The following is a 19,659-nucleotide window of genomic DNA, read 5'->3' as shown; positions in this document are numbered from 1 at the left end:
CATTAGTGGTATTGAATCTACGGGTTTACTTTGATATCTCATTAACTCGGCCAATACAGGTAAATATCGGCCAATGATAGCTAAATATTGACCGTGTTTGTGTTGGTTTACCTATGCAAGATAACTAAATTCAATTTAATTTGAGGTGTGTACTCTCTCCATTTAGATTCGGATAATTTCTTTTAAGGCAAACGCAGATTAACAAGATGCGAATGAGTAAAAGGTCTGCCTTACAATGGGGCAAAAGCGAGCAAAACAATAACGGTGTGACTTTGTGATCACCAAGAAATTCTGTAAACATTGTGAGTAGGCTCCTTGCTTCAAAGGAATGAGGAATTGTTGGGCTAGCCGGGTATGCGTATATTGTATTTAACGATATGGCTTGGCTAACTTTGCTACCGCTTTGGCAAATTTGAACCCGTCGCACAGTTTATACTGGGTTAGATTGCTGCAAATCATGATCTTCGTTAGTGTGCGGCGACATCATCTACAGAATAAGGTTTCTGAGTTGTCTTCTGTTTTAAAGCGCTGTGCCTTCAAATTGACTGCATGCTTCCTTGGCCTTTCATTGCTTTCGGCATGTGGCGGAGAAGGCGATAGTGGTTCGGACAATGTTTCCCCCGAGCCGATCCCCCTGACACAAGATCAGCGTTATGACCTTCTCTATCGATCGACATTTGGTCCTAAACCGGACTCCTATCAAGAACTCGCAACGTTAGGTTATGCCACTTGGCTCAATCAGCAATTTTCTATGGCGCCAAGCTTGCACTTAACACGTCTTAACGAATACCCCCTAGAAGGCGCTGGCGACAGTTACAACCAATCGGATCGTGCGGCCGTGTGGTGGGATCTTAGCCTGAATGCCCCAGATCAACTCAGACAGCGAGTCGCATTTGCATTAAGTGAAATATTCGTAATTTCACGATATGGCGCTAGCTTAAATGGCCGAGCCCTAGAGATGACTGACTACTACGACATGCTTATCACTCATGCTTTTGGCAATTATCGTGATTTGATCGAATCAGTCACGCGTCATGCCGCGATGGGTGATTACTTGTCAATGATGGCGAACCAAAAGGCGGCGCCAGAGAGTAATCGCTACCCTGATGAAAACTATGCACGTGAAGTCATGCAGTTGTTTAGTATTGGGCTTTATGAACTCAACCCAGATGGCACCGAAAAACTTGATAGCCAAGGGCAGCGGATCCCAACCTACTCGCAAGACGACATTGAAAACCTTGCACGCGTGTTTACCGGTTGGCACATAGCCGAGAAAAACCAACCGAATTGGGGATCCAAAGACGGAAATTGGTTCTTACCTATGGTGGCGTATCCTGAGCGTCATGACGATGAAGAAAAAGTAGTGATGGGCGAGGTATTTGCACAAGGGCAAACCGCCGAACAGGATATGGCACAAGCCATGGATATGTTGCTGAATCACTCGAACAGCGCTCCGTTGATCAGTAAGCATCTTATCCAAAGGTTGGTCACGTCGAATCCTTCGCCCGCTTATGTTGCAAGGGTTAGTGCACTATTTGCCGATAATGGTCAGGGAGTGAGAGGGGATCTTAAAGCGGTGATCCGCGGGGTTCTCACTGATAGCGAGGCACAGAGCGGCGGTGATCGTTCGCCTGTTAAGATGAAAGAGCCATTAATAGCGATGACCAATTTTTTCCGCGCCTTAGAGGCTAAATCCGCCGATCCTTCAGGGCGCTTCCATGACTCTATTAGCACGTTTGGGTCATATGGACAGTCGCCGCTTGGATCGCCGAGCGTGTTCAATTTTTTCTCTCCAGATTACGCTCCAATTGGCGAGATTTCAGACGCCAATGACGTTGCACCAGAATTTGAGATTCTCAGTTGGAACAACTTTATACTCACCAATAATCAGCTTTGGTCCGCAACTGGCCGAACCAATTATGAGGGCGAAGAGAACCCTAAGCGTATCGTCATTAATACCGCGCCTTTAGAAGCGATAGCCAATGATCACTTGGCATTGATCGATGAAATTGAAAGACGTCTGCTTTCTCAACGAATGAGTGAGCCGCTACGAGCCATCGTATTAGAAGGGTTAGACGACCTTCGCGATACGCAGCAGAGTTTAAAGGTTCGCAACGCACTTTATATTGTAGTGACCAGCCAAGAGTTTCATATAGAGGAGCTTGCCCAATGATTTCACGTCGTCAACTTTTAGCGGCGATGGCCTCGACACCACTTGTCTCGATGATGGGTACCGGCTCTGCACATGCCCTACCAAACAATGATTATAAAGCCTTAGTTTGTGTGTTTTTGTTTGGCGGGAATGATGGCTTTAACATGTTAGTGCCCAACGATAATGCCCACTATGATGAGTACGCTGCTGCTCGTCCAGATATAGCCCTCCCACAGGCCTCATTATTGCCGCTGTCGTTGAATACGGGGTCAGACCTGACATTAGGTTTACACCCATCAATGACAGGCATTCAAAACCTTTTCGACAGTGGCAAAATGATCGCCATTGCGAATAGCGGTGTGCTGATAGAGCCTTCAACGAAAGCGGGTTTGCAAGATGGAACGCATGCGATGCCGCCGTTTCTATTTTCTCACAACTCACAACAAACAGAATGGCAGCGTGGCTGGTCTGGCAGTACCACACCGTTAGGCTGGGCAGGACGCTTGATGGATGTGCTCAGTAGCGATACAGACACCATTAGCCCGACGTTTAGTCTTAACGGATATGCGCAGCTACTAAATGGCAGCGATCACAGTGCTAACCTTATTAAGGCATCATCCCTGCCTAAAGTGAATGCCGTTAGTAATAGTTTGCGCCGTAAGAGCTTTGATCAGGTGATGAGTTTATCCCCGCTAACAGCGTTTGGACGAGAGTTTGATCGCGTGAAGGATGATTCAATTTCAATACGAGACCAACTCGCAACGGCGATTGAATCGGTTCCGGAAGAAGCGCATTTTCCTGATATATCGTTAAGTCATCAGCTCCATACCGTCGCGCGATTGATTAAGTCGAGCGATCAACTTGGGCATCAGAAGCAAATCTATTTTGTCGGCTTAGGTGGCTTTGACACACACGCCAACCAATTGGATACTCATACGCAATTGCTGAGCGCTTTGAGCCAGTCGCTTGCCGCGTTCAATCAATCTATGGAAGCATCAGGACTGGGCGACAAAGTGACCACAATGACCATGTCTGATTTTGGGCGACGCTTAGCGAGCAATGGCGCCGGAACTGACCATGGCTGGGCAAGCAATCACCTAGTGATGGGCGGCGCGTTAAATAGCGGACAGTTATACGGGCAGTGGCCATCGTTAATCCTTGATGGCGAAAATGACTTCAATAAAGGACGAATGATCCCGACGACTTCTGTTGAGCAAATTGGTGCGACAATTGCGAAATGGATGGGAGTAAGAACGGATGATGCGATGGGCTATATCTTTCCAAACTTAGCGAATTTCTCGGTACAAGATTTAGGGTTCTTGAAATAATTGAATCTGGATGTGCATCAGAACTGCCTGTACCACAAACCGTGCAGATGACGCTTCTGATTCGCTGGGAATAACACCACGTCTAGTACTCACAGTTCACTGCTAACTGCTAACTGCTAACTATTGGTGCTCAACTTGCTCCAAGTAAAGGCATGTGTTTTATTCTTTGATAGGTCATCGCCAAGGCGATACAGTGGGTAATTTCGCTTTCAGGAAACGGTTGAGTCATCGATAACACGATGGCTCTATTGCCTTGAAACTCAAGTACGTCACTATATAACTCACGAAATGTGTCGACTAATTGCGTGTTGCAGTTGAAATACAGGTAGTAGTGATTCGGCGTCTTTAACTTCCAATCCATTCTAATTGGGCTGCCCGATTGAACACGGTAACTAGGCTCGCCCCATTTCAGCGTTTCTTCCACGTCACCTAAATCTAACGCCTTCGCACACTGAAAAATGAGCGCTCTTAAATCAAGGAGTGACCGTCGAATATCACTTGGATAATCATTAAATTTGTTTATCACTTCCATCGTCTCGCTCCCCTCTCTGCTCAACAGTCAACGTTGCGTAAGTTCGCAATTTAGGCCACATCGATTATATTTATGTCAGTACACTATCAAAGAATTGTGATTCAAATGCTATAGGAGACATCCTTTCACAATCCCGTGAGCACAACAAAAAATCTCATATCACCGGACTACTGAGCCACAATCAAACCTATTTTCTGCAGTGTTTAGAAGGATCGAGAGACGCCATAAACGACACCTATCACCATATTTTAAAGGACCAGCGGCACAGTAATGTCAGCATACTTTATTTCAAAGAAATCGACTGTCTCTCATTTGGGGATTGGTCTATGGGTGACATACCACAATCGCATTTAACCACGCTATTAAAGCTGCAATTTTCAGGTTCAGAACACTTTAACCCCTATAAAATGTCAGGAGAAAGCGCCTACCTCATGCTTTTAGAGCTCAAAAAAAACCTGCCGTCGGAATAATCGTCAAATCCGTTCGTTACTGTGCTGATAACGTTTATACTACCCGTCATAACTCAACAGTGGCTGCGCAGTAACTTACACAGCTCCCCATCCAACAAGCCGCTTCTAACCTAGTCACTGACTATAACTTCGCCGACAACTTAGGGTTACTCCCGTAGACATTTTCGGCGTTTTCGCTGTCTAAAACTAAGAAATACAACATAACGAAAAAACCAATAATTGGAATAAAGTAAAGCAACATCCACCAGCCAGTACGACCAGTATCATGTAAACGACGAGCGGTGACTGATAGGCTTGGTAATATAATGAATAATGTAAAAATGCCGCTTAGAATACCAATCTCTTCAGATACGCTGTACCAACCGAGCGCGTTGTCAATAATGGTCAAAATCACAGAAATTAGAACGCTAATCCCCATGAAATACCAATACTCTTTACGTCGAGCTCGACCACTAAACTCTATCGGCCGTTTTAAAACAGAAATGAACCAATTCATGTAACCTCCTAACCATAAATACTTTCATCATCGAGCGCACTTGCATAGCTCTATTAATTACGAAACCTACTGATCACGCAAACTCCGCCGTAAAACACACAGCGCGACACAATACAAATAAAGCCCGTCAACATAACGAAGTCAAATTGGTAGTCACGAATATTAGGACTTTAGCCACTTAAACTTTGTTAACCCGAAGACCTGTCCGCCGGGTGGTTAACACCATCATTAATGACCACCTCACCCAAATCAAAAGGGTTAACGCCCAATAAGCACCCAACATTAAAACCGTACTCTGTTGGGTCTGAGCGTCTTTGATGGTGAGTATAAATGCCACAATTAGAACAAAAATAGTGCTTCGCGGTACCGGTATTAAATTGGTAAAGCTTAAGGAATTCTTGACCTTTTAGTACACGAATACCGTCTAGCTTTACTGAGGCGACAATCGCCCCTTTCCTACGACAGATCGAACAATCACAACGTCTTGGCTTGTCGATGCCATTGGGTAAGTGCAACTCCAGTTCAACGGCACCACAATGACAACGCGCCCTGTGATTAATTTCAATGATTGTATCGCCAACTTGTTTAATCATAACGACTCCCTTTATTTTATGCGGCACGCCGCATGGTAAGCATCCACTTCAGTAAGAAACGTCAAAGCCACTTATAAGCTGTACGATGATTTTAAATATAGGCCTTAATTAAACCTCATTATATTTCACTGGAGAAGTAAGCCATTATCTCGGCGGTCGTCATCTCTTTTGTTTCATTCGAAAAGCAATAATAACTCGGTCGGGCATCGCTAAAATACTGCATATCCATTGCTAGCCCTTCTAAGCTAGAAAACAAGCCTACTGGCATGTTGTATTCCCCTGTTACTTTGAACTTATAGAATAAATGCGTACCGCATTGAGAACAAAAACCACGGGACGCCCACGATGAAGACTCGAACATTTTGACGTTCTCACGACCTTCTATCTTGACCTTTTTTCCGCACTTCACGGCAAAAAATGGCGCGCCGCCCCACGTGCGACATGATTGACAATGGCAGACGGTAAACTTAGGGTTAACCTCTTCCGCGATGATTTTAACTGCCCCACATAGGCAGTTTGTTTCAGCATAAGACATTGGGCATACTCCTAGAGGCAATCGCTGACACTTTACTTACTGATGGCATGTTTAAGCGCATCAACCTGAATTTCAAACACTGGTTTCGATTGTGGATGACTTGAGCCTACCACCGATACCCACTGAACACCGGTTTCATCAATATGTTCAAATTCAACCTGAAGTTCGTATTTTTTAATGTTAAATATGGTGTATACCACACCAACAACAAACGCGATTGGTGCTAACAAAACGCCAAATTCTTCAGGGTATATCATCCACACAACACTCGAAAACAATACGCCAACCAGTACGATTTTAAGTAAGTGATCCGATATCGTATTCAGTTTAACCCGAGTACCTTGAATTTTAACCAAAGGGAACTCATCACGTTTATAACTAAATACACTGGAGGTAATTTTAAACTCTGTGGCCGAAATCATTTGACCCTCCCGACACGTCGAAATGTTTGAGCGCGACGTCGAACAATATTACGCACCGCTCACTGAAAATAAATAGCGTGTTACTCTATGATTTCCGTTGTTACGAGTGTCGTAACGGAATTGGCAATAAAGCAATTTTCATGGGACAAATGGTGCATTTTTTGTAACTGCGCCATTGTAGGGATACGTTTTCCTGAAAACACGACATTGGGACGTAGCACCACCTTGGTCACCGCCAGTTTTCCGGCTTCATTTTCGCCAAGAGTACCGATAGCTTTATCTGTATAACTGTCTATCACATAGTTGCGCTTCGCAGCGATAGAAAGAAAGACCAGCATGTGACAACTCGATAAAGCGGCAATAAACGCTTCCTCAGGATCAACATGTTCTTCTACTGATAGTGGTAGCGGTACCACGTGAGGGGATGGTGAGGCAGGGACAATCAGCCCGCCATCAAATTCCCAACGATGACTGCGGCTATACTGGTTGTCGTGGAAAATTTCGTCGTCGCCTCGCGTCCAAGTGACCACGGCATAATGTTCTGACATGTCATCCTCCTGATTCCGATGTCGATATCACTAAGGGTATTTAATGTACTTCTTGTGTCTTGGTTTTTATTGAAGATGAGTAGAAGCTTTTACTGATGATGCTAGGAACTTCTATTGATAACGGAGAAATTTCTATTCATAAGGGAGAAACGTCCATCTTCATTCATTCCCCATCATAGAGGATGTAACCATAAAAATCTGTCATTAAGAGTATTAACTATGTCGCATATCGTCATTGTCGGATATTGACCACGATGAGAACATAAGATGAGGGCTAGAATGAGTAAAAGTCAGAGACAAGAGACAGAATAAAGAAACAGAGTAAACTTAATACCCGACTATCATGTCGGGCATTAAAAGTGGCGGTAATGCAAGTGCTTCACTTTAAAACGATGAACTGAGCCTTGCCAGTACCACCTGCTGATCCAATTCTTCATGATACGGTTGGTAGTCCAAGCCGCTGTCAAAAATGAAATGCGTGACTAGCGTGCGGACGCATTCCGTTAGCGCCTCGGCATTCCATGGCTTTTCAAAGTAATGGCTTACGCCCGCTGTATTAATGGCGGTAATGGTGTCTGAGTGTGTGGCCTGCCCAGTTAATAGCACTTTTTTCATCCATTTAAATCGACTATCTTGCGAAATGGTGGTCAGTAATTCTACCCCTGTCATTCCTGGCATCACGTGGTCAGAAATAATAACCGCGACGTGTTCACCGTCTGCGTCCAAATCATCCAACAGCTCTAGCACCTCGGCGCCCGATTCACAGTCTTCAATATTTATCCAATTAGACAAGCGCTCCAAATCCTGAACAACGGCACTGAGTACCTCTCGCTGATCGTCTACACAAATAATATTAAGCTTCTCCATTTGCTTCTCCTACTGGTAATTTGACTCGGAAAATAGTTTGTTCTGGACTGCTTTTCACCACAATCGTGCCGCTATTCTCACTCACAATACGTTTAACAATCGATAACCCCAGCCCTAATCCAAAACTGAGGCCACCTTTTTTAGTGGTGAAGTTAGGCTGGAATATTTTTCGTCGAATGGATTCATCTATTTCAGGTCCATTATTAGCAATGGTGACCAAAATTCGCTGATTCACCCAACGGGTTTGAATCTCTATTTCCGGTGCATCGGTTGTATGCATAGCGTCACAGGCATTTTTAATAATGTTGCTCCAAATCTGCACATACTCCGTTGAAGCGCCCTTAATTAATGGCAAGCTCGCCGGACGCATCCTCACTGACACAAGACGTAAATCACTTTGTAGCAAAGACAGGGCTTTGTTAATGGTGTCATTAATATCAATCAATTCGTCTTGCTCACTGTCGGTACGCCCTAACTGTTTGACCGACTTTACAATGCCGACGGTATGGCGTGCCGCGAGTCTAAGATCGTGAAGATCGCGCCCTAGTTCCCAATACTTTATCGCTTGCTCCGGTCTATCTAGCCACTGTTGTGGTAGCGTCGAAGTACCTAGCGCTTTTGCAAGTCGCTTCGCCAGTGAACGATCAAGTTTGTATGCACTTTCGATCTGCTTGGCGATCTTTCTCGCCTCGCTAGACGACGTCCATTGCCCTTGCATCAAGCCTAAGTCGAAATATTGGCTCGATTCTGGATGCGCTTCTTCTAGTAACTGAATAAGCTCACTCTGTAAATGGTCAGTCTTACTGCTGACCACACCAATGGCATTATTAAGCTCATGGGCAATGCCTGCTGCGAGTTGCCCTAGCGTGGTCATTTGTTCAGCTGTGTGCAGCCGCTGCAGCACCTTTTCTTTGGCAATTGCTTCTTGGGTTGCACGACGCTGACGCCGAGATAGCTCATTCACGATCACTGGCATAAACTGCGCACTGAGTGGACCTAGCTCTTCCGGCCTGATCGCTGGTGTGTTTTTATCTATCCACGCCAGTTTGACTTGCGTTTTTGCCTTAACGGTTGAAGATGCAGTCCACGTGCCAGAAAAGAAACTGTGTACGCCAATAAAAGCCCCACTTGATGCGGTGAATAATTTGGTCAGGTTGCCACCTTCCTCTCGTTCATCAAACCCTTCTAACTCGCCACTTTGCACATAGTACAGTCGGTCATTATGACCGTGCTGACGTAATACGACATCGCCAGCCATCATCGTCACTTGTCGTGTGGGTTCTGAAAAATAATGTCTTACCAACTTATCCATATGGGTTATCCAATATGCCCTACCGCATGCAACAGCCAAACGAGTACAAAACTTAATAACACGCCGACGACGCCAAGAATGACACCAACTTTCGCCATTTGATTACTTTGTACATTGCCCGTAGCGTGCGCCAAAGCATTAGGCGGTGTACTAATCGGTAACGACATGCCCAATGACGCCGCGAACGTCACAACCAGAATCAAGGTAATTTCGCCGCCAAGTGGCGCGAGCGATACCATAGACGCGCCTAACGCCGCCATAATTGGCATCAGTAAGTTTGCGGTTGCGGTATGCGACATGAAGTTGGCCATGATGAGACACAAGAATGCAGCGCCAAATAGCACGACGTAAGGTGAGTACGCATCGAAAGGGATGCTATGCACCACTAATCGAGCCAGTCCGGTTTTGTCTAAAGCTAAGCCAAGCGCAATCCCGCCGGATACCAGCCAAAGTACATCCCACGAGATACGTTTGAGATCTTCTTTATTAATGATGCCGGTCAGAGAGAATACCGCCACTGGAATAAGCGCCACGGTATAAGAGTTCATGCCATGCGTTGAGCCCATCAACCATAGGATAATGGTGCCAGCGAAAGTTATGTACACCATGATAGCTTTTGGCGTTTTCAGAAACTTACCTTTGATCGCCAGCTCAATTTTTTTCTGCTCAGCACCATAAAGTGTATTAATCAACACCCAAGCCAGAGCCATCATCACCACAACAAATGGCACGCCAAATGCCATCCATTCACCAAAACTAATGTAGTTTTCACCCACTAGATATTTTAGTGCTATTGCGTTTGGTGGTGTGCCAATAGGCGTACCAATACCACCAATATTGGCGGCGACAGGAATACACAATGCAAACGCAATGCGTCCGGGATCTTTAGGCCCAAATAAAGCAATCACTGGCGTTAGAATAGACAGCATCATGGCCGTAGTCGCCGTATTTGACATAAACATGGAAAAAACACCGGTTATCAGCATCAAACCGAGCATTACGTATTTAGGATCAGTACCAAACGGTTTCAGCAATACCCTTGCTAGGTTGACGTCTAAACGATATTTCGTCGCTGCCATCGCGAGAAAGAACCCACCAAGAAACAGCATAATGATCGGGCTTGCAAACGTCGCCATGATCTCTTCATATCGCAACAAAGTACCGAAGTGCGCTTCACCTTCTGCGGCACGAAACCAATACATGCCTTTATTCGATAGCATGAGAAGTTCCAATACGATAATAACCACAGACGTTGCATAAATTGGGATAGGCTCAAACACCCAACATAGTGCAGCTAATAAAAATATCGCGATGACGCGCTGCTGAATAATCGTCAATCCGTCGAAAGGAAATGCAGAGAGAGGCAAAAGTAATACGATCAGTGGAACTAAGATCGGAATAATGTATTTGAGATAGTGGCGCATAACATGGCTCGTCCTGAGAAATAGCTACAAATAGTTTTGCTAATAGTGAATAAAAAAATGATTTACTGAGAGCAGTATCACGTTGTTATGCAAGAGCATACTTAGCGTAAGATCAAAGACTTGGCATTTAACTGAGTTACTTTTTTGGAATGTGAGTTAAGTCTATTTTGCGCACAAAAAAGCCTGCAGAGATGCAGGCTTCATTTACTCATTCCATTGATTCGCTATCAGTATTTAGCTATCGGCATTCAACTATTAGCATTTAACTTCGGCGACCGAGTCTAACGGTGCCTTTGGTTGAGAACCATAGCGATTCCTGCCTACGACGCCCTAACAAAATCGGACCATCATCGTAAAACAAAAAGTTCTTCCAATACTTTTTGAAAATCGACCACTTGGTTTCAATCACATTGTATTTTTCATAACAAAAATACACCGTCACGTCGTCTTGCCAGTCAATAAATTCCGCCACCGCTTCTGGCAATGCGTTGTCATCGGCTTCCCATGCTTTCATCCAATCGACACTTTCTTGCCAGTTGCTGTCTTTCATTGGCCAGTCCTGAGAGGACATACGCTCAGCATCGGGGCTTTGTGCACTGATATTTTCTTTCCAAAACTGTGCTGCACGTGCTTGCGTCATCGGTTTGATGAAAGGCCAATCACTTTCTGGTACAGGCATAGATTGATGAGTGAAAATCCATTTTCTTTGGTATTCATCCAAAGTCGTGTACGACATTCAGTCTCCTAGTGTTTTAACCAGCCGTTCTCTACGGCTTCTTCTATCAGCGATTGTGCTTTATCCCACAGCACTTGTGAACCTTTTTCTATCTTCTGGTTCACCTTCATGACTTGTTCCTTCGACACATCGTTTTCTAACCAGCTTTGACCTTGATTATGATAGTTCAACAGCATCGGTATTAACCGGTCGAGTGCCTTGGCAAATTTAGCCTCTGGGCTTTCTGCCGCTTCAAACTCCTGCCAAATCGAAAACAACTCGTCGCCTTGTTCTTGCGGTAGCATAGCAAACAGCCGATTTGCCGCCGCTAGCTCTTTTTGTTCTTGTTCTAGTGATGCGGCAACATCGTAGACAAAAGTATCACCCGCGTCGATTTCCACCATGTCATGCAGTAACAGCATTTTCACCACGACAGCAATATCTACGGGTTCGTTAGCATGCTCTTCTAATAACAACGCCATCATCGCCACGTGCCAACTGTGTTCCGCACTATTTTCAAAGCGACCAGCTGAGCTTTTTATTCGAGTTCGGCGCAATACGCTTTTAAGCTTGTCCAATTCCATTAGTAATGTGAGTTGCTGTTCAAGACGCTTCATTAGCTGATTCTCCAATATTTACTGGCTGTCCAATATTAACCGGCTCTCCAATTAGGGTTAATCAATGCCGTCTGGATATGATCCTCCCATTGATCGTTTATCAGCAAGTAATCACTTGCATAGCCCTCTTTTTGAAACCCCATGGCATTAAGTACTGCGGCACTTCGTTCATTATGAGGCATATAACTCGCCGCAATGCGATGCATATTTTGCACATTGAACATATAAGGAATCACCATGGCGAGAGCTTTGCGCATATACCCATGGCCTTGGGCATTTTCGGCTAAAGAGTAGCCTAAATTACATGAGTGAAGTGGAAACCTGACAAGATTGCTCAGCGACACCGTGCCCTTCATCTCTTTTGAATCCGTATCGAAAATTAAGCAATAATAGGCAAGCCCGAGTCGGTGTAACTCTTCCAGCTTAACCAACTTTGCTGCCCAAGTATCCGCTCGATAAAAAGCGGAATCTCGCTTGGGCTCCCAAGGCGCTAGAAAGGTTTTATTTTCCTGAAAATAGTTGGATATTGTGTACGCATCTGAGGGTTTGGCGGTACGAATCAGCACATTCCCATCACGGCAATGTATTCCCACCGCCGAGCTGCTATCTTCCATTATAACTCCCTGATATTTGCCAATAATTGGCGAGATCAAATGCCTTACCAGCGAAAGTCGCAGTGCCATTTGCTAGGCCACTGACGACTTTACACTATTGCGTGTGCTTTATTAGCGTCCGACGCCTTCAACATCAATTCTTGCGAATGTTGTAATCACGCAATTTGTTAGCAATGGATGTATGTGACACGTTCAGCCGTTTTGCTAATTTTCGACTCGATGGAAATGACTGGTACAGTTTCTCAAGAATTCTAGACTCGTAGTCCTTCATCATGTCATCTAATGAGCCGTCTAGATTCAGGTTCGCACCGCTTGTCGCCACTGACTCCAGCTTAGGTAGCTTAAAGTCTTCAATCTGCAAGGTATTACCACTAATTTGAGTCAATGCTCGTAGCACCGAGTTATCGAGCTGTCTCATGTTACCCGGCCATGGGTAACTGCCGAGATCCTTTACCAGTGTCTCTGTGCATTGTGGCTTAGCAATCGCCAACTTTTGACTGTGTTTTGCAATAAATAAGTCTAGCAATGGTGCAATATCGCTCGCTCGCTCACGCAGTGGTGGAATCGTCAGCGTCAGTACGTTGAGGCGATAATACAAGTCTTCTCTAAATGCCCCCTGCTCCGCTAAATCCGCTAGATTGTGACGAGTGGAAGCAATAATTCTCACATCTACGTGTACTTCATGTTCTTCACCCACACGTCTGAACGTACCGTCTTGCAAAAACCTTAACAGCTTAATTTGCAGATGAGGGCTCATTTCACCAATCTCATCTAGCAATACTGTGCCACCGTTCGCTTGTTCAAAAATACCTTTATGACCATGCTCGTGATTAAAAGAACCAGGCGCATGACCAAACAACTCTGTTTCAGCCACGTCATCAGGCATAGAAGCACAGCTCAGAACCAAGAATGGGTTAGATGCACGGTTTGAGCGACTATGGCAAGCCTTCGCCAGCATTTCTTTACCTGTCCCCGTATCCCCTTCAATCAATAAGGGTTGATCTAACATGGCCAATTTCTTTGCCTGACTCATCAACGCTTTATGACGGTTTGAGACACCGACGAAATGCTCAAAACCAAGGGTATTATTGTCAGACAGTGACTCAGAAACAATCGCCGTGCTACTTGGCTGAATACTCATTACAGCGCTAGCTAGCACCGTCTCATTGGATTCACCCGTAATGTATACAGGCAAAATCTCCATCCAGTAATCCATGCCATCAACAACAATCGCTTGTTTCTGGCGGCAAATATCACCCTCAATCCATTTTGAAAATTGAAAACTCGGTAACAAATGAGAGATATGTTGTGCGATGGCTTCTTGCTCACTTTTTCCAAGCAATTTTAGTGCGGCGTGATTCGCCATATCGACAGAACCTTTCAAGTTAATAGAAAGCACCGGATATGGAAGATTAGTTAGCAAAGAAACCAACTCAGTGTTATGCCTTTCACTAGGCATAAATTGGATCTTTCGAACATCTTTAACACCTGAAATTCGTCTAATTTCCGCCATTAGATCGCGAAATGTATCAAAATCAATATCTGGGCAGTTAAGATAAATTATCCCCGTAATGTCGATTTCTATGCCACGTAAATCAATGCTTCTGGACGCTAAAATGTCCAATAACTCACGAGTCAATCCGAGTCTATCTTCACATAAGACTTCTAAACGCACTGGGTATTCCTACTGAAAGTGTCACGAAAAGTTGACAGTTAGTGTGTATGACAACGTATGTTACGTCAACTAAAACCACCCTCCTCGAGTACGAAGTGGCTTGTTTGTATTCAAATTGATCACCCCATGTCCGCCACTGCGTGATCAATATCACGATAGATATTCAATAGCTGGTCGACTTTAGTCAATTTGAATAAATTGAGTACCGAGGGGCTTTGGCTGATGATAGACATCTCTCCAAAGTCGTGGGTTTTATGTAAAGCCATGATCGTCCCAAGTGCACTGCTATCCATAAAAATCACGCCTGTTAAGTCAATGAGTAATTTGTTAGATGCGAGTTGCTCGAACTGATTAAGGTACTGGCGAAAGAGCGGAATCATTTTGGCATCAAATCGATTCGCTTGTACCTCTATGACTGTGAGAGAATCATTGCTATACAAAAAAAACGCCATACTGTACTCCCGCTCACCAGATAGATATCACCACTTCCTCTATTACTATAGGATGCCCAACACAAGTGCACACAGTTGCATTTGTGGTTTTTAATGAAACGTTGATCAATCGCATGCATTCACTCTGGAAATAAATTCCCTTGTGACGCAAAGCTCACTCAATAGGTTAGGCTGTCACCAAAACCCTCTTTTCTACGGGATTTTAGATGGAGTCTTGTCGCCAAATAGCGCAAAATAAACAAAAAACCAAGATATCTTCGTTATGGCTAACCGTTTTCGCGCTGAATTTATATTAATCTTTACCACTCTACTTGCCGGAGCTGGCTGGGTCTTCTCCAAAGAGGCAATACAGGGACTCCCTCCTTTTGGTTTCATTGGTCTACGCTTTTTGCTGGCATCGCTGATCCTATTGCCATTTTGTTTAAAAGCCCTTAAAACAACCAGCTTCAAGGATGCTTTACGCGCTATGGGGGTCGGTAGTGCGCTTGCTCTTTCCATCTTTTGTTGGATTCATGCCATCTCGATAAGTGAAACTCTGGGTGAAGGAGCATTTATTATGAGCCTTTCCATGTTATTCGTCCCTATGGTTGCTTGGGGGCTATTTGGCAATAAACCCGTGCGCGCATTCTGGTTATCACTCCCCATTGCACTCGTTGGTTTATTTTTGCTTTCTTGGAATGGCGGATGGCATGCACAGACAAGCCACCTATGGTTTTTAACAGCGGCTGTTGGTCTTGCCGTGCACTTCAATTTAAACAGCAAATATTCAGCACGTCTGTCACCGATGCTATTAACAACATTTCAGCTTTTTTCTGCTGGTTGCTTCGGGCTGATCCTTTCTTTTTGCGTCGAGTCATGGCCTGAGGTTATTTCAACAGAAACGTGGACATGGTTTGGATTGAGTGTTGTGCTGGCTACCAGCTTACGTTATTTGATGCAAACTACGGGACAAAAATTCGCACAACCGACCAATGCGGCGCTGCTCATGCTTCTTGAGCCAATATGGACACTGATATTAAGTATCATCATTTACTCAGAGCCAATGCCACTCAACAAAATAGTTGGGTGCGCGATACTGCTAGGTTCACTCATTTTCTATCGCCTTAACTCCATGAGAATGAGTAAAGCGGTTTAGTACATTTTTCTATCGGCACCTTAGGCGGTGCCGAACACCACTGCTCTCTGCTCTCTGCTCTCTGCTCTCTGCTCTCTGCTCTCTGCCGAGCATAATCGATATAACTTTAAAGCAAGTAGAATCCGATACTATCAATATCGTTTAGTTATCAGATAGATCGGAGCAAATTATCGCCATTATTCTCCCGTTCTCATCGAAACTCTCCTAAGCTAAATCACATGCTGCTGTTTAATTATATTCAAGGGGCAGACACCGTTCGCTCCGGTCCAGCAGCATTTTTATCATTACTTTATACTCAGTGATCTGGCTTAAATATCATAGTGAACCGCATCCTTCTAAAGGAAACCTTATGCCTACTAATGAACATTTATTACGCCTTGCAAGACATACCACCATTATCACAACTGCAGCTCTTGCAAGCTTTACTCTGCACGCAGCTCAGTCTCCGAAACTCGTCGTACAGATTACCGTCGATGGACTAAGAGCCGATTTGATCGAGCGCTTCAAAGACAACTTTGGCGAAGGTGGTTTTCGTTATCTTATGGATGAAGGTGTGTATTACACTAACGCCAATTACCAACACGCTAACACCGAAACCATTGTTGGCCATGTTTCTCTAGCCACTGGCGCACCACCTTCGGTGCACGGTATGGTCGGTAACGTTTGGTTTGATCGAAATCTAAACCGTTTGGTGTATAACGTTGAAGATCCTAACTACGCGATGCTAACGCAAGGTTCTGGGGTCAATAAAGCGACAGAGATCGACCCTACACAAAAAACCGCACAGGGAGATGGCCGCTCACCAGCCCCTATTTTGTCTTCAACATTTAGTGATGAGCTGACCATTGCCAGCAGCGGTCAATCACAAGTGTATTCTGTTTCCGTTAAGGATAGAGGTGCCATTTCTCTCGCTGGTCATGCTGGAAAGGCCTTTTGGTTTTCCAAAGCTCAATCAGAGTTTGTCACCAGTGACTATTACTATGATGAAACACCAGCATGGGTAACGAAGTGGAATGAAAAATCGTTCCCGGATCGCTACTCGGGCAAAAAGTGGCAGTTATCTTTAGATAAGGAGGCTTACTCCGTCATAGAACATAATCAAGATCACAAAGTCGAATTGGCGGGCTTTCAAAGAACCTTCCCACACCCCTATGGCCCTGCATCCTTCCAATACTATTCAACAATGTTAACTGTCAGTCCAGCAGGGGATGAAATCACTGCTGATTTCGCCAACACATTAATAGCAGAGAAAAAGTTAGGCCAAGGTAATAGCACCGACTTTCTTGCTGTGAGTTTCTCTTCAAACGATTACGTCATTCACCTCTACGGCCCTTCTAGCTTAGAAACGGAAGACAATCTTATCCGTCTTGACCGAACGCTCGCGACTATGTTCGAATCCATCGACAAGTCCGTTGGCTTAGATAACACATTAATCGTCCTTTCTGCCGATCACGGCGTACCTGAAGCATCACCGACTACAAATCAACTGGGTCTTAAGCAACCGTTCTATTTTCAAAAAGATGCGCTTTGGCAGTCCGGATTGGAAGCGAGACTAAAAGCAGAATTTGGTTTAAACAAAGATGTGATTAAGCTCTATGCCCAGCCATACATCTATCTTGATCATGTGATGATTAAAGAAAAGAAATTGGACTTAGCCAAGGTGCAAAAAGCTGTTGCAGAGGAAGTGGTAAAAATTACCGGAATTTCCAGCGCAGTTACCAGCAATGATATTGCAACCAACCGAGTCGCCGATACGAGAGTGAATCAATTAATTCGAAACAACTACCATCCATCTCGTTCTGGCGATGTCTATTTGGTTTTCGACCAAAGAACCTATATCAACGATATGGATGGGCTTACGATAGCATCTACTCATGGTTCACCATGGCGATTCGACACTCACGTTCCGGTGATTTTTGCTGGAAATCAGTTGAAAGCACAAACGGTCAATAGAGCGGTGACGCCTTACGATATTGCACCAACACTGTCTAACTATCTCGGTATTAGTACACCAAGTGGCGCTACAGGTGACGTATTAATTGAAGTCGTAGACGATAAATAGACGGACACGACGAGTAACAGTAATAATGCCGCTAGTAAAATAGCGGCATTATTATTTATCGAAGCTCTAAAAAGCAACCGTCATTCATAAACAGCAGCCGTAGCATCAGCCCACGGATTTCAAAGATGGTCGAGCACGTTTTAGCGCCACAGAAGCAATGTAGTCTGTTAAGGCATTAAGTTGAATACTATCTATCGCCAAACCTAACTTACCACGGCGCCATAAAATATCCTCAGCAGTCACAGCCCATTCTGCATCGATTAGGTAATCGACTTCAACTTGATACAGTCCTGCACCAAATTCCTGTCCTAAATCATCTATCGCCTGCTTGCCTTCTAGCAAGGTATAGATCATGGTTCCATAAGCATGTACCCATCGCTTAACCAAAAACTCGTCCATCCAGCGATGTTCGTTCATCACCTCGGCAACTAAGCTTTCGCGATTAGAGAAATTGCCTCCGGGTAGTGCTGCTGTTCGGGTCCACTCTGGTCCCATTTTCGGAAAAAATGGCGCAAGTTTATCGACAGCCGCTTGTCCCAATTTTCGATAGGTGGTGAGCTTACCACCGAAAATGGACAGTAATGGCGCATCATTGAGTGGGTCATCTAACTCAATAGTGTAGTCTCGTGTCACCGCCTGAGGGTCGTCTGACTCATCATCACATAACGGCCTAACACCTGACCATGTAGTAATAATATCGTCAGCGCTAATTGAACTCTTGAAATGCTGATTGACCACATCGCACAAGTAGGCAACTTCACTATCGTCGATAGTCACTTCGCTAGGGTTACCCTGATATTCAACATCCGTCGTTCCCACTAATGAGTAGTGCCCCATATAAGGAATGACAAACACAATCCGGTTATCTTCATTTTGTAAAATGAACGCCTTGTCACCACTGTACATACGAGGTACAACAATATGACTGCCTTTCACTAAGCGAATACTGCGAGGCGAAACCATATCAAGCTGACGGTCGAAAAAGCGGTCAACCCAAGGTCCAGCGGCATTCACTAGCGCCTTACAACGTACACTTGACACGTCTCCAGTCAAACTGTGTTCAATGTCAATTTGCCATTCGTCATTACTTCGCTGCGCGTTAATGCATTTTGCTCGGGTGTGTATCTCCGCCCCTTTCTCCCGCGCCAATTTGGCATTGGTTACGACTAAACGCGCATCGTCGACCGCGCAATCGGAGTACTCAAACCCCACTGTCATTTCTGGTTTTAACGGGCTGTCTTCAGCCGAAAATTTTACACTGTTGCTTCTGGCCAAAGACACGCGTTTGCCTAAAGTATCGTACAAAAATAGTCCGGCTCGAATCATCCATGCCGGACGTAGGTGCGCGCGATGAGGTAGCTGAAAACGAAGAGGGGTTACAAGATGTGGGGCATTTTTTAATAACACCTCTCTTTCCGCAAGCGCTTCTGACACTAAACGAAACTCATAGTGCTCTAAATAGCGCAATCCGCCATGAATAAGTTTACTACTGGCGGATGAAGTTGCTGACGCAAGATCATTCATTTCATAAAGTGCAACTTTCAACCCACGACCTGCGGCGTCCGCAGCCACAGCAACACCATTTATTCCGCCGCCAATCACCACTAAATCATACATTTTTTCTGAGACACTCATCTTTGCTCACCCTTTATCGAAACCGAATAATGCGCACCAATGTTCGTTTAACTAACTATAATGCTCGAAAACGAA

Annotated in this window: 20 protein-coding genes; 5 read left to right on the top strand and 15 right to left on the bottom strand. The window is 44.7% G+C overall.

Annotated features, from left to right (window positions below; translation table 11 throughout):
* Positions 1–508 precede the first annotated feature (508 nt).
* Positions 509–2,173, top strand: coding sequence for a DUF1800 domain-containing protein (locus L4D74_RS09595; RefSeq protein ID WP_428751901.1), 1,665 nt, complete (start codon positions 509–511; stop codon positions 2,171–2,173).
* Entirely contained in the window at positions 2,170–3,480 is a 1,311-nt protein-coding gene (locus tag L4D74_RS09590) for a DUF1501 domain-containing protein (RefSeq protein WP_265673542.1), read from the top strand. The genes L4D74_RS09595 and L4D74_RS09590 overlap by 4 nt, the downstream gene beginning before the upstream one ends.
* A gap of 130 nt (positions 3,481–3,610) precedes the next feature.
* Here the strand turns inward: L4D74_RS09590 and L4D74_RS09585 are convergent, their stop codons facing one another.
* Positions 3,611–4,012, bottom strand: coding sequence for a DUF1801 domain-containing protein (locus L4D74_RS09585; RefSeq protein WP_265673541.1), 402 nt, complete (start codon positions 4,010–4,012; stop codon positions 3,611–3,613).
* A 59-nt stretch (positions 4,013–4,071) separates the two neighbouring features.
* On the opposite strand from L4D74_RS09585, the gene L4D74_RS09580 reads away from it, so the two are divergent.
* Positions 4,072–4,482 carry a BLUF domain-containing protein gene (locus L4D74_RS09580; RefSeq protein ID WP_428751917.1) on the top strand — a complete coding sequence of 137 codons (411 nt, stop codon included), beginning with the start codon at positions 4,072–4,074 and terminating at the stop codon, positions 4,480–4,482.
* A gap of 121 nt (positions 4,483–4,603) precedes the next feature.
* On the opposite strand, the gene L4D74_RS09575 is transcribed toward L4D74_RS09580, so the two are convergent.
* The 13 genes from L4D74_RS09575 to L4D74_RS09515 all read right to left on the bottom strand — a co-directional run bounded on the left by L4D74_RS09575 (position 4,604) and on the right by L4D74_RS09515 (position 14,752).
* Positions 4,604–4,978 carry a DUF805 domain-containing protein gene (locus L4D74_RS09575; RefSeq protein WP_265673540.1) on the bottom strand — a complete coding sequence of 125 codons (375 nt, stop codon included), beginning with the start codon at positions 4,976–4,978 and terminating at the stop codon, positions 4,604–4,606.
* A 188-nt stretch (positions 4,979–5,166) separates the two neighbouring features.
* Positions 5,167–5,571: a GFA family protein gene (locus L4D74_RS09570; protein WP_265673539.1), complete on the bottom strand. Its 405-nt coding sequence runs from the start codon at positions 5,569–5,571 to the stop codon at positions 5,167–5,169.
* Between the two features lie 118 nt (positions 5,572–5,689).
* A complete protein-coding gene (locus L4D74_RS09565) occupies positions 5,690–6,106 on the bottom strand; it encodes a GFA family protein (RefSeq protein ID WP_428751900.1) in 417 nt (138 codons plus the stop codon).
* A gap of 32 nt (positions 6,107–6,138) precedes the next feature.
* The gene (locus L4D74_RS09560; protein WP_428751899.1) at positions 6,139–6,528 is read right to left on the bottom strand and encodes a hypothetical protein; all 390 of its coding nucleotides are present in this window, start codon (positions 6,526–6,528) and stop codon (positions 6,139–6,141) included.
* 80 nt (positions 6,529–6,608) lie between these two features.
* A complete protein-coding gene (locus L4D74_RS09555; protein ID WP_265673536.1) occupies positions 6,609–7,076 on the bottom strand; it encodes an OsmC family protein in 468 nt (155 codons plus the stop codon).
* 384 nt (positions 7,077–7,460) lie between these two features.
* Complete coding sequence (locus L4D74_RS09550) at positions 7,461–7,943, bottom strand: response regulator (protein ID WP_265673535.1); 483 nt, start codon at positions 7,941–7,943, stop codon at positions 7,461–7,463.
* Entirely contained in the window at positions 7,930–9,255 is a 1,326-nt protein-coding gene (locus tag L4D74_RS09545; RefSeq protein ID WP_428751898.1) for an ATP-binding protein, read from the bottom strand. Before L4D74_RS09545 ends, L4D74_RS09550 begins: the two co-directional genes overlap by 14 nt.
* A 5-nt stretch (positions 9,256–9,260) precedes the next feature.
* The gene (locus L4D74_RS09540) at positions 9,261–10,679 is read right to left on the bottom strand and encodes an SLC13 family permease (protein ID WP_428751897.1); all 1,419 of its coding nucleotides are present in this window, start codon (positions 10,677–10,679) and stop codon (positions 9,261–9,263) included.
* A 262-nt stretch (positions 10,680–10,941) separates the two neighbouring features.
* On the bottom strand, positions 10,942–11,415 hold the full coding sequence (locus tag L4D74_RS09535) for a DUF2947 domain-containing protein (protein ID WP_428751895.1): 474 nt from the start codon (positions 11,413–11,415) through the stop codon (positions 10,942–10,944).
* Positions 11,416–11,423: 8 nt separating this feature from the next.
* Entirely contained in the window at positions 11,424–12,011 is a 588-nt protein-coding gene (locus L4D74_RS09530) for an HD domain-containing protein (RefSeq protein ID WP_428751893.1), read from the bottom strand.
* A 35-nt stretch (positions 12,012–12,046) separates the two neighbouring features.
* Positions 12,047–12,625, bottom strand: coding sequence for a ribosomal protein S5-alanine N-acetyltransferase (rimJ, locus tag L4D74_RS09525; protein ID WP_428751892.1), 579 nt, complete (start codon positions 12,623–12,625; stop codon positions 12,047–12,049).
* 133 nt (positions 12,626–12,758) lie between these two features.
* Complete coding sequence (tyrR, locus tag L4D74_RS09520) at positions 12,759–14,300, bottom strand: transcriptional regulator TyrR (protein WP_428751890.1); 1,542 nt, start codon at positions 14,298–14,300, stop codon at positions 12,759–12,761.
* 119 nt (positions 14,301–14,419) lie between these two features.
* Positions 14,420–14,752 carry an STAS domain-containing protein gene (locus L4D74_RS09515; RefSeq protein WP_428751888.1) on the bottom strand — a complete coding sequence of 111 codons (333 nt, stop codon included), beginning with the start codon at positions 14,750–14,752 and terminating at the stop codon, positions 14,420–14,422.
* 262 nt (positions 14,753–15,014) lie between these two features.
* On the opposite strand from L4D74_RS09515, the gene L4D74_RS09510 reads away from it, so the two are divergent.
* Both L4D74_RS09510 and L4D74_RS09505 read left to right on the top strand, forming a co-directional pair.
* Positions 15,015–15,887, top strand: coding sequence for a DMT family transporter (locus tag L4D74_RS09510; protein ID WP_428751887.1), 873 nt, complete (start codon positions 15,015–15,017; stop codon positions 15,885–15,887).
* A 349-nt stretch (positions 15,888–16,236) separates the two neighbouring features.
* A complete protein-coding gene (locus tag L4D74_RS09505) occupies positions 16,237–17,949 on the top strand; it encodes an alkaline phosphatase family protein (RefSeq protein ID WP_428751886.1) in 1,713 nt (570 codons plus the stop codon).
* Positions 17,950–18,054: 105 nt separating this feature from the next.
* On the opposite strand, the gene glpD is transcribed toward L4D74_RS09505, so the two are convergent.
* A complete protein-coding gene (gene glpD, locus L4D74_RS09500; protein ID WP_428751885.1) occupies positions 18,055–19,584 on the bottom strand; it encodes a glycerol-3-phosphate dehydrogenase in 1,530 nt (509 codons plus the stop codon).
* Positions 19,585–19,659 lie beyond the last annotated feature (75 nt).

This window comes from Vibrio cionasavignyae, from assembly GCF_050337155.1.
GTDB lineage: Bacteria > Pseudomonadota > Gammaproteobacteria > Enterobacterales > Vibrionaceae > Vibrio > Vibrio nomapromontoriensis.
This window is presented reverse-complemented; position numbering and strand designations above follow the sequence as displayed.

Bases quoted from the DNA above. Each gene is read 5' to 3' on its own strand.
- L4D74_RS09565 (WP_428751900.1), bottom strand. From the start codon at position 6,106: ATGTCTTATGCTGAAACAAACTGCCTATGTGGGGCAGTTAAAATCATC.
- L4D74_RS09530 (WP_428751893.1), bottom strand. From the start codon at position 12,011: ATGAAGCGTCTTGAACAGCAACTCACATTACTAATGGAATTGGACAAG.
- L4D74_RS09515 (WP_428751888.1), bottom strand. From the start codon at position 14,752: ATGGCGTTTTTTTTGTATAGCAATGATTCTCTCACAGTCATAGAGGTA.
- L4D74_RS09550 (WP_265673535.1), bottom strand. From the start codon at position 7,943: ATGGAGAAGCTTAATATTATTTGTGTAGACGATCAGCGAGAGGTACTC.
- L4D74_RS09570 (WP_265673539.1), bottom strand. From the start codon at position 5,571: ATGATTAAACAAGTTGGCGATACAATCATTGAAATTAATCACAGGGCG.
- L4D74_RS09590 (WP_265673542.1), top strand. From the start codon at position 2,170: ATGATTTCACGTCGTCAACTTTTAGCGGCGATGGCCTCGACACCACTT.
- L4D74_RS09555 (WP_265673536.1), bottom strand. From the start codon at position 7,076: ATGTCAGAACATTATGCCGTGGTCACTTGGACGCGAGGCGACGACGAA.
- L4D74_RS09585 (WP_265673541.1), bottom strand. From the start codon at position 4,012: ATGGAAGTGATAAACAAATTTAATGATTATCCAAGTGATATTCGACGG.
- L4D74_RS09510 (WP_428751887.1), top strand. From the start codon at position 15,015: ATGGCTAACCGTTTTCGCGCTGAATTTATATTAATCTTTACCACTCTA.
- L4D74_RS09535 (WP_428751895.1), bottom strand. From the start codon at position 11,415: ATGTCGTACACGACTTTGGATGAATACCAAAGAAAATGGATTTTCACT.
- L4D74_RS09575 (WP_265673540.1), bottom strand. From the start codon at position 4,978: ATGAATTGGTTCATTTCTGTTTTAAAACGGCCGATAGAGTTTAGTGGT.
- rimJ (WP_428751892.1), bottom strand. From the start codon at position 12,625: ATGGAAGATAGCAGCTCGGCGGTGGGAATACATTGCCGTGATGGGAAT.
- glpD (WP_428751885.1), bottom strand. From the start codon at position 19,584: ATGAGTGTCTCAGAAAAAATGTATGATTTAGTGGTGATTGGCGGCGGA.
- L4D74_RS09540 (WP_428751897.1), bottom strand. From the start codon at position 10,679: ATGCGCCACTATCTCAAATACATTATTCCGATCTTAGTTCCACTGATC.
- L4D74_RS09505 (WP_428751886.1), top strand. From the start codon at position 16,237: ATGCCTACTAATGAACATTTATTACGCCTTGCAAGACATACCACCATT.
- L4D74_RS09560 (WP_428751899.1), bottom strand. From the start codon at position 6,528: ATGATTTCGGCCACAGAGTTTAAAATTACCTCCAGTGTATTTAGTTAT.
- L4D74_RS09545 (WP_428751898.1), bottom strand. From the start codon at position 9,255: ATGGATAAGTTGGTAAGACATTATTTTTCAGAACCCACACGACAAGTG.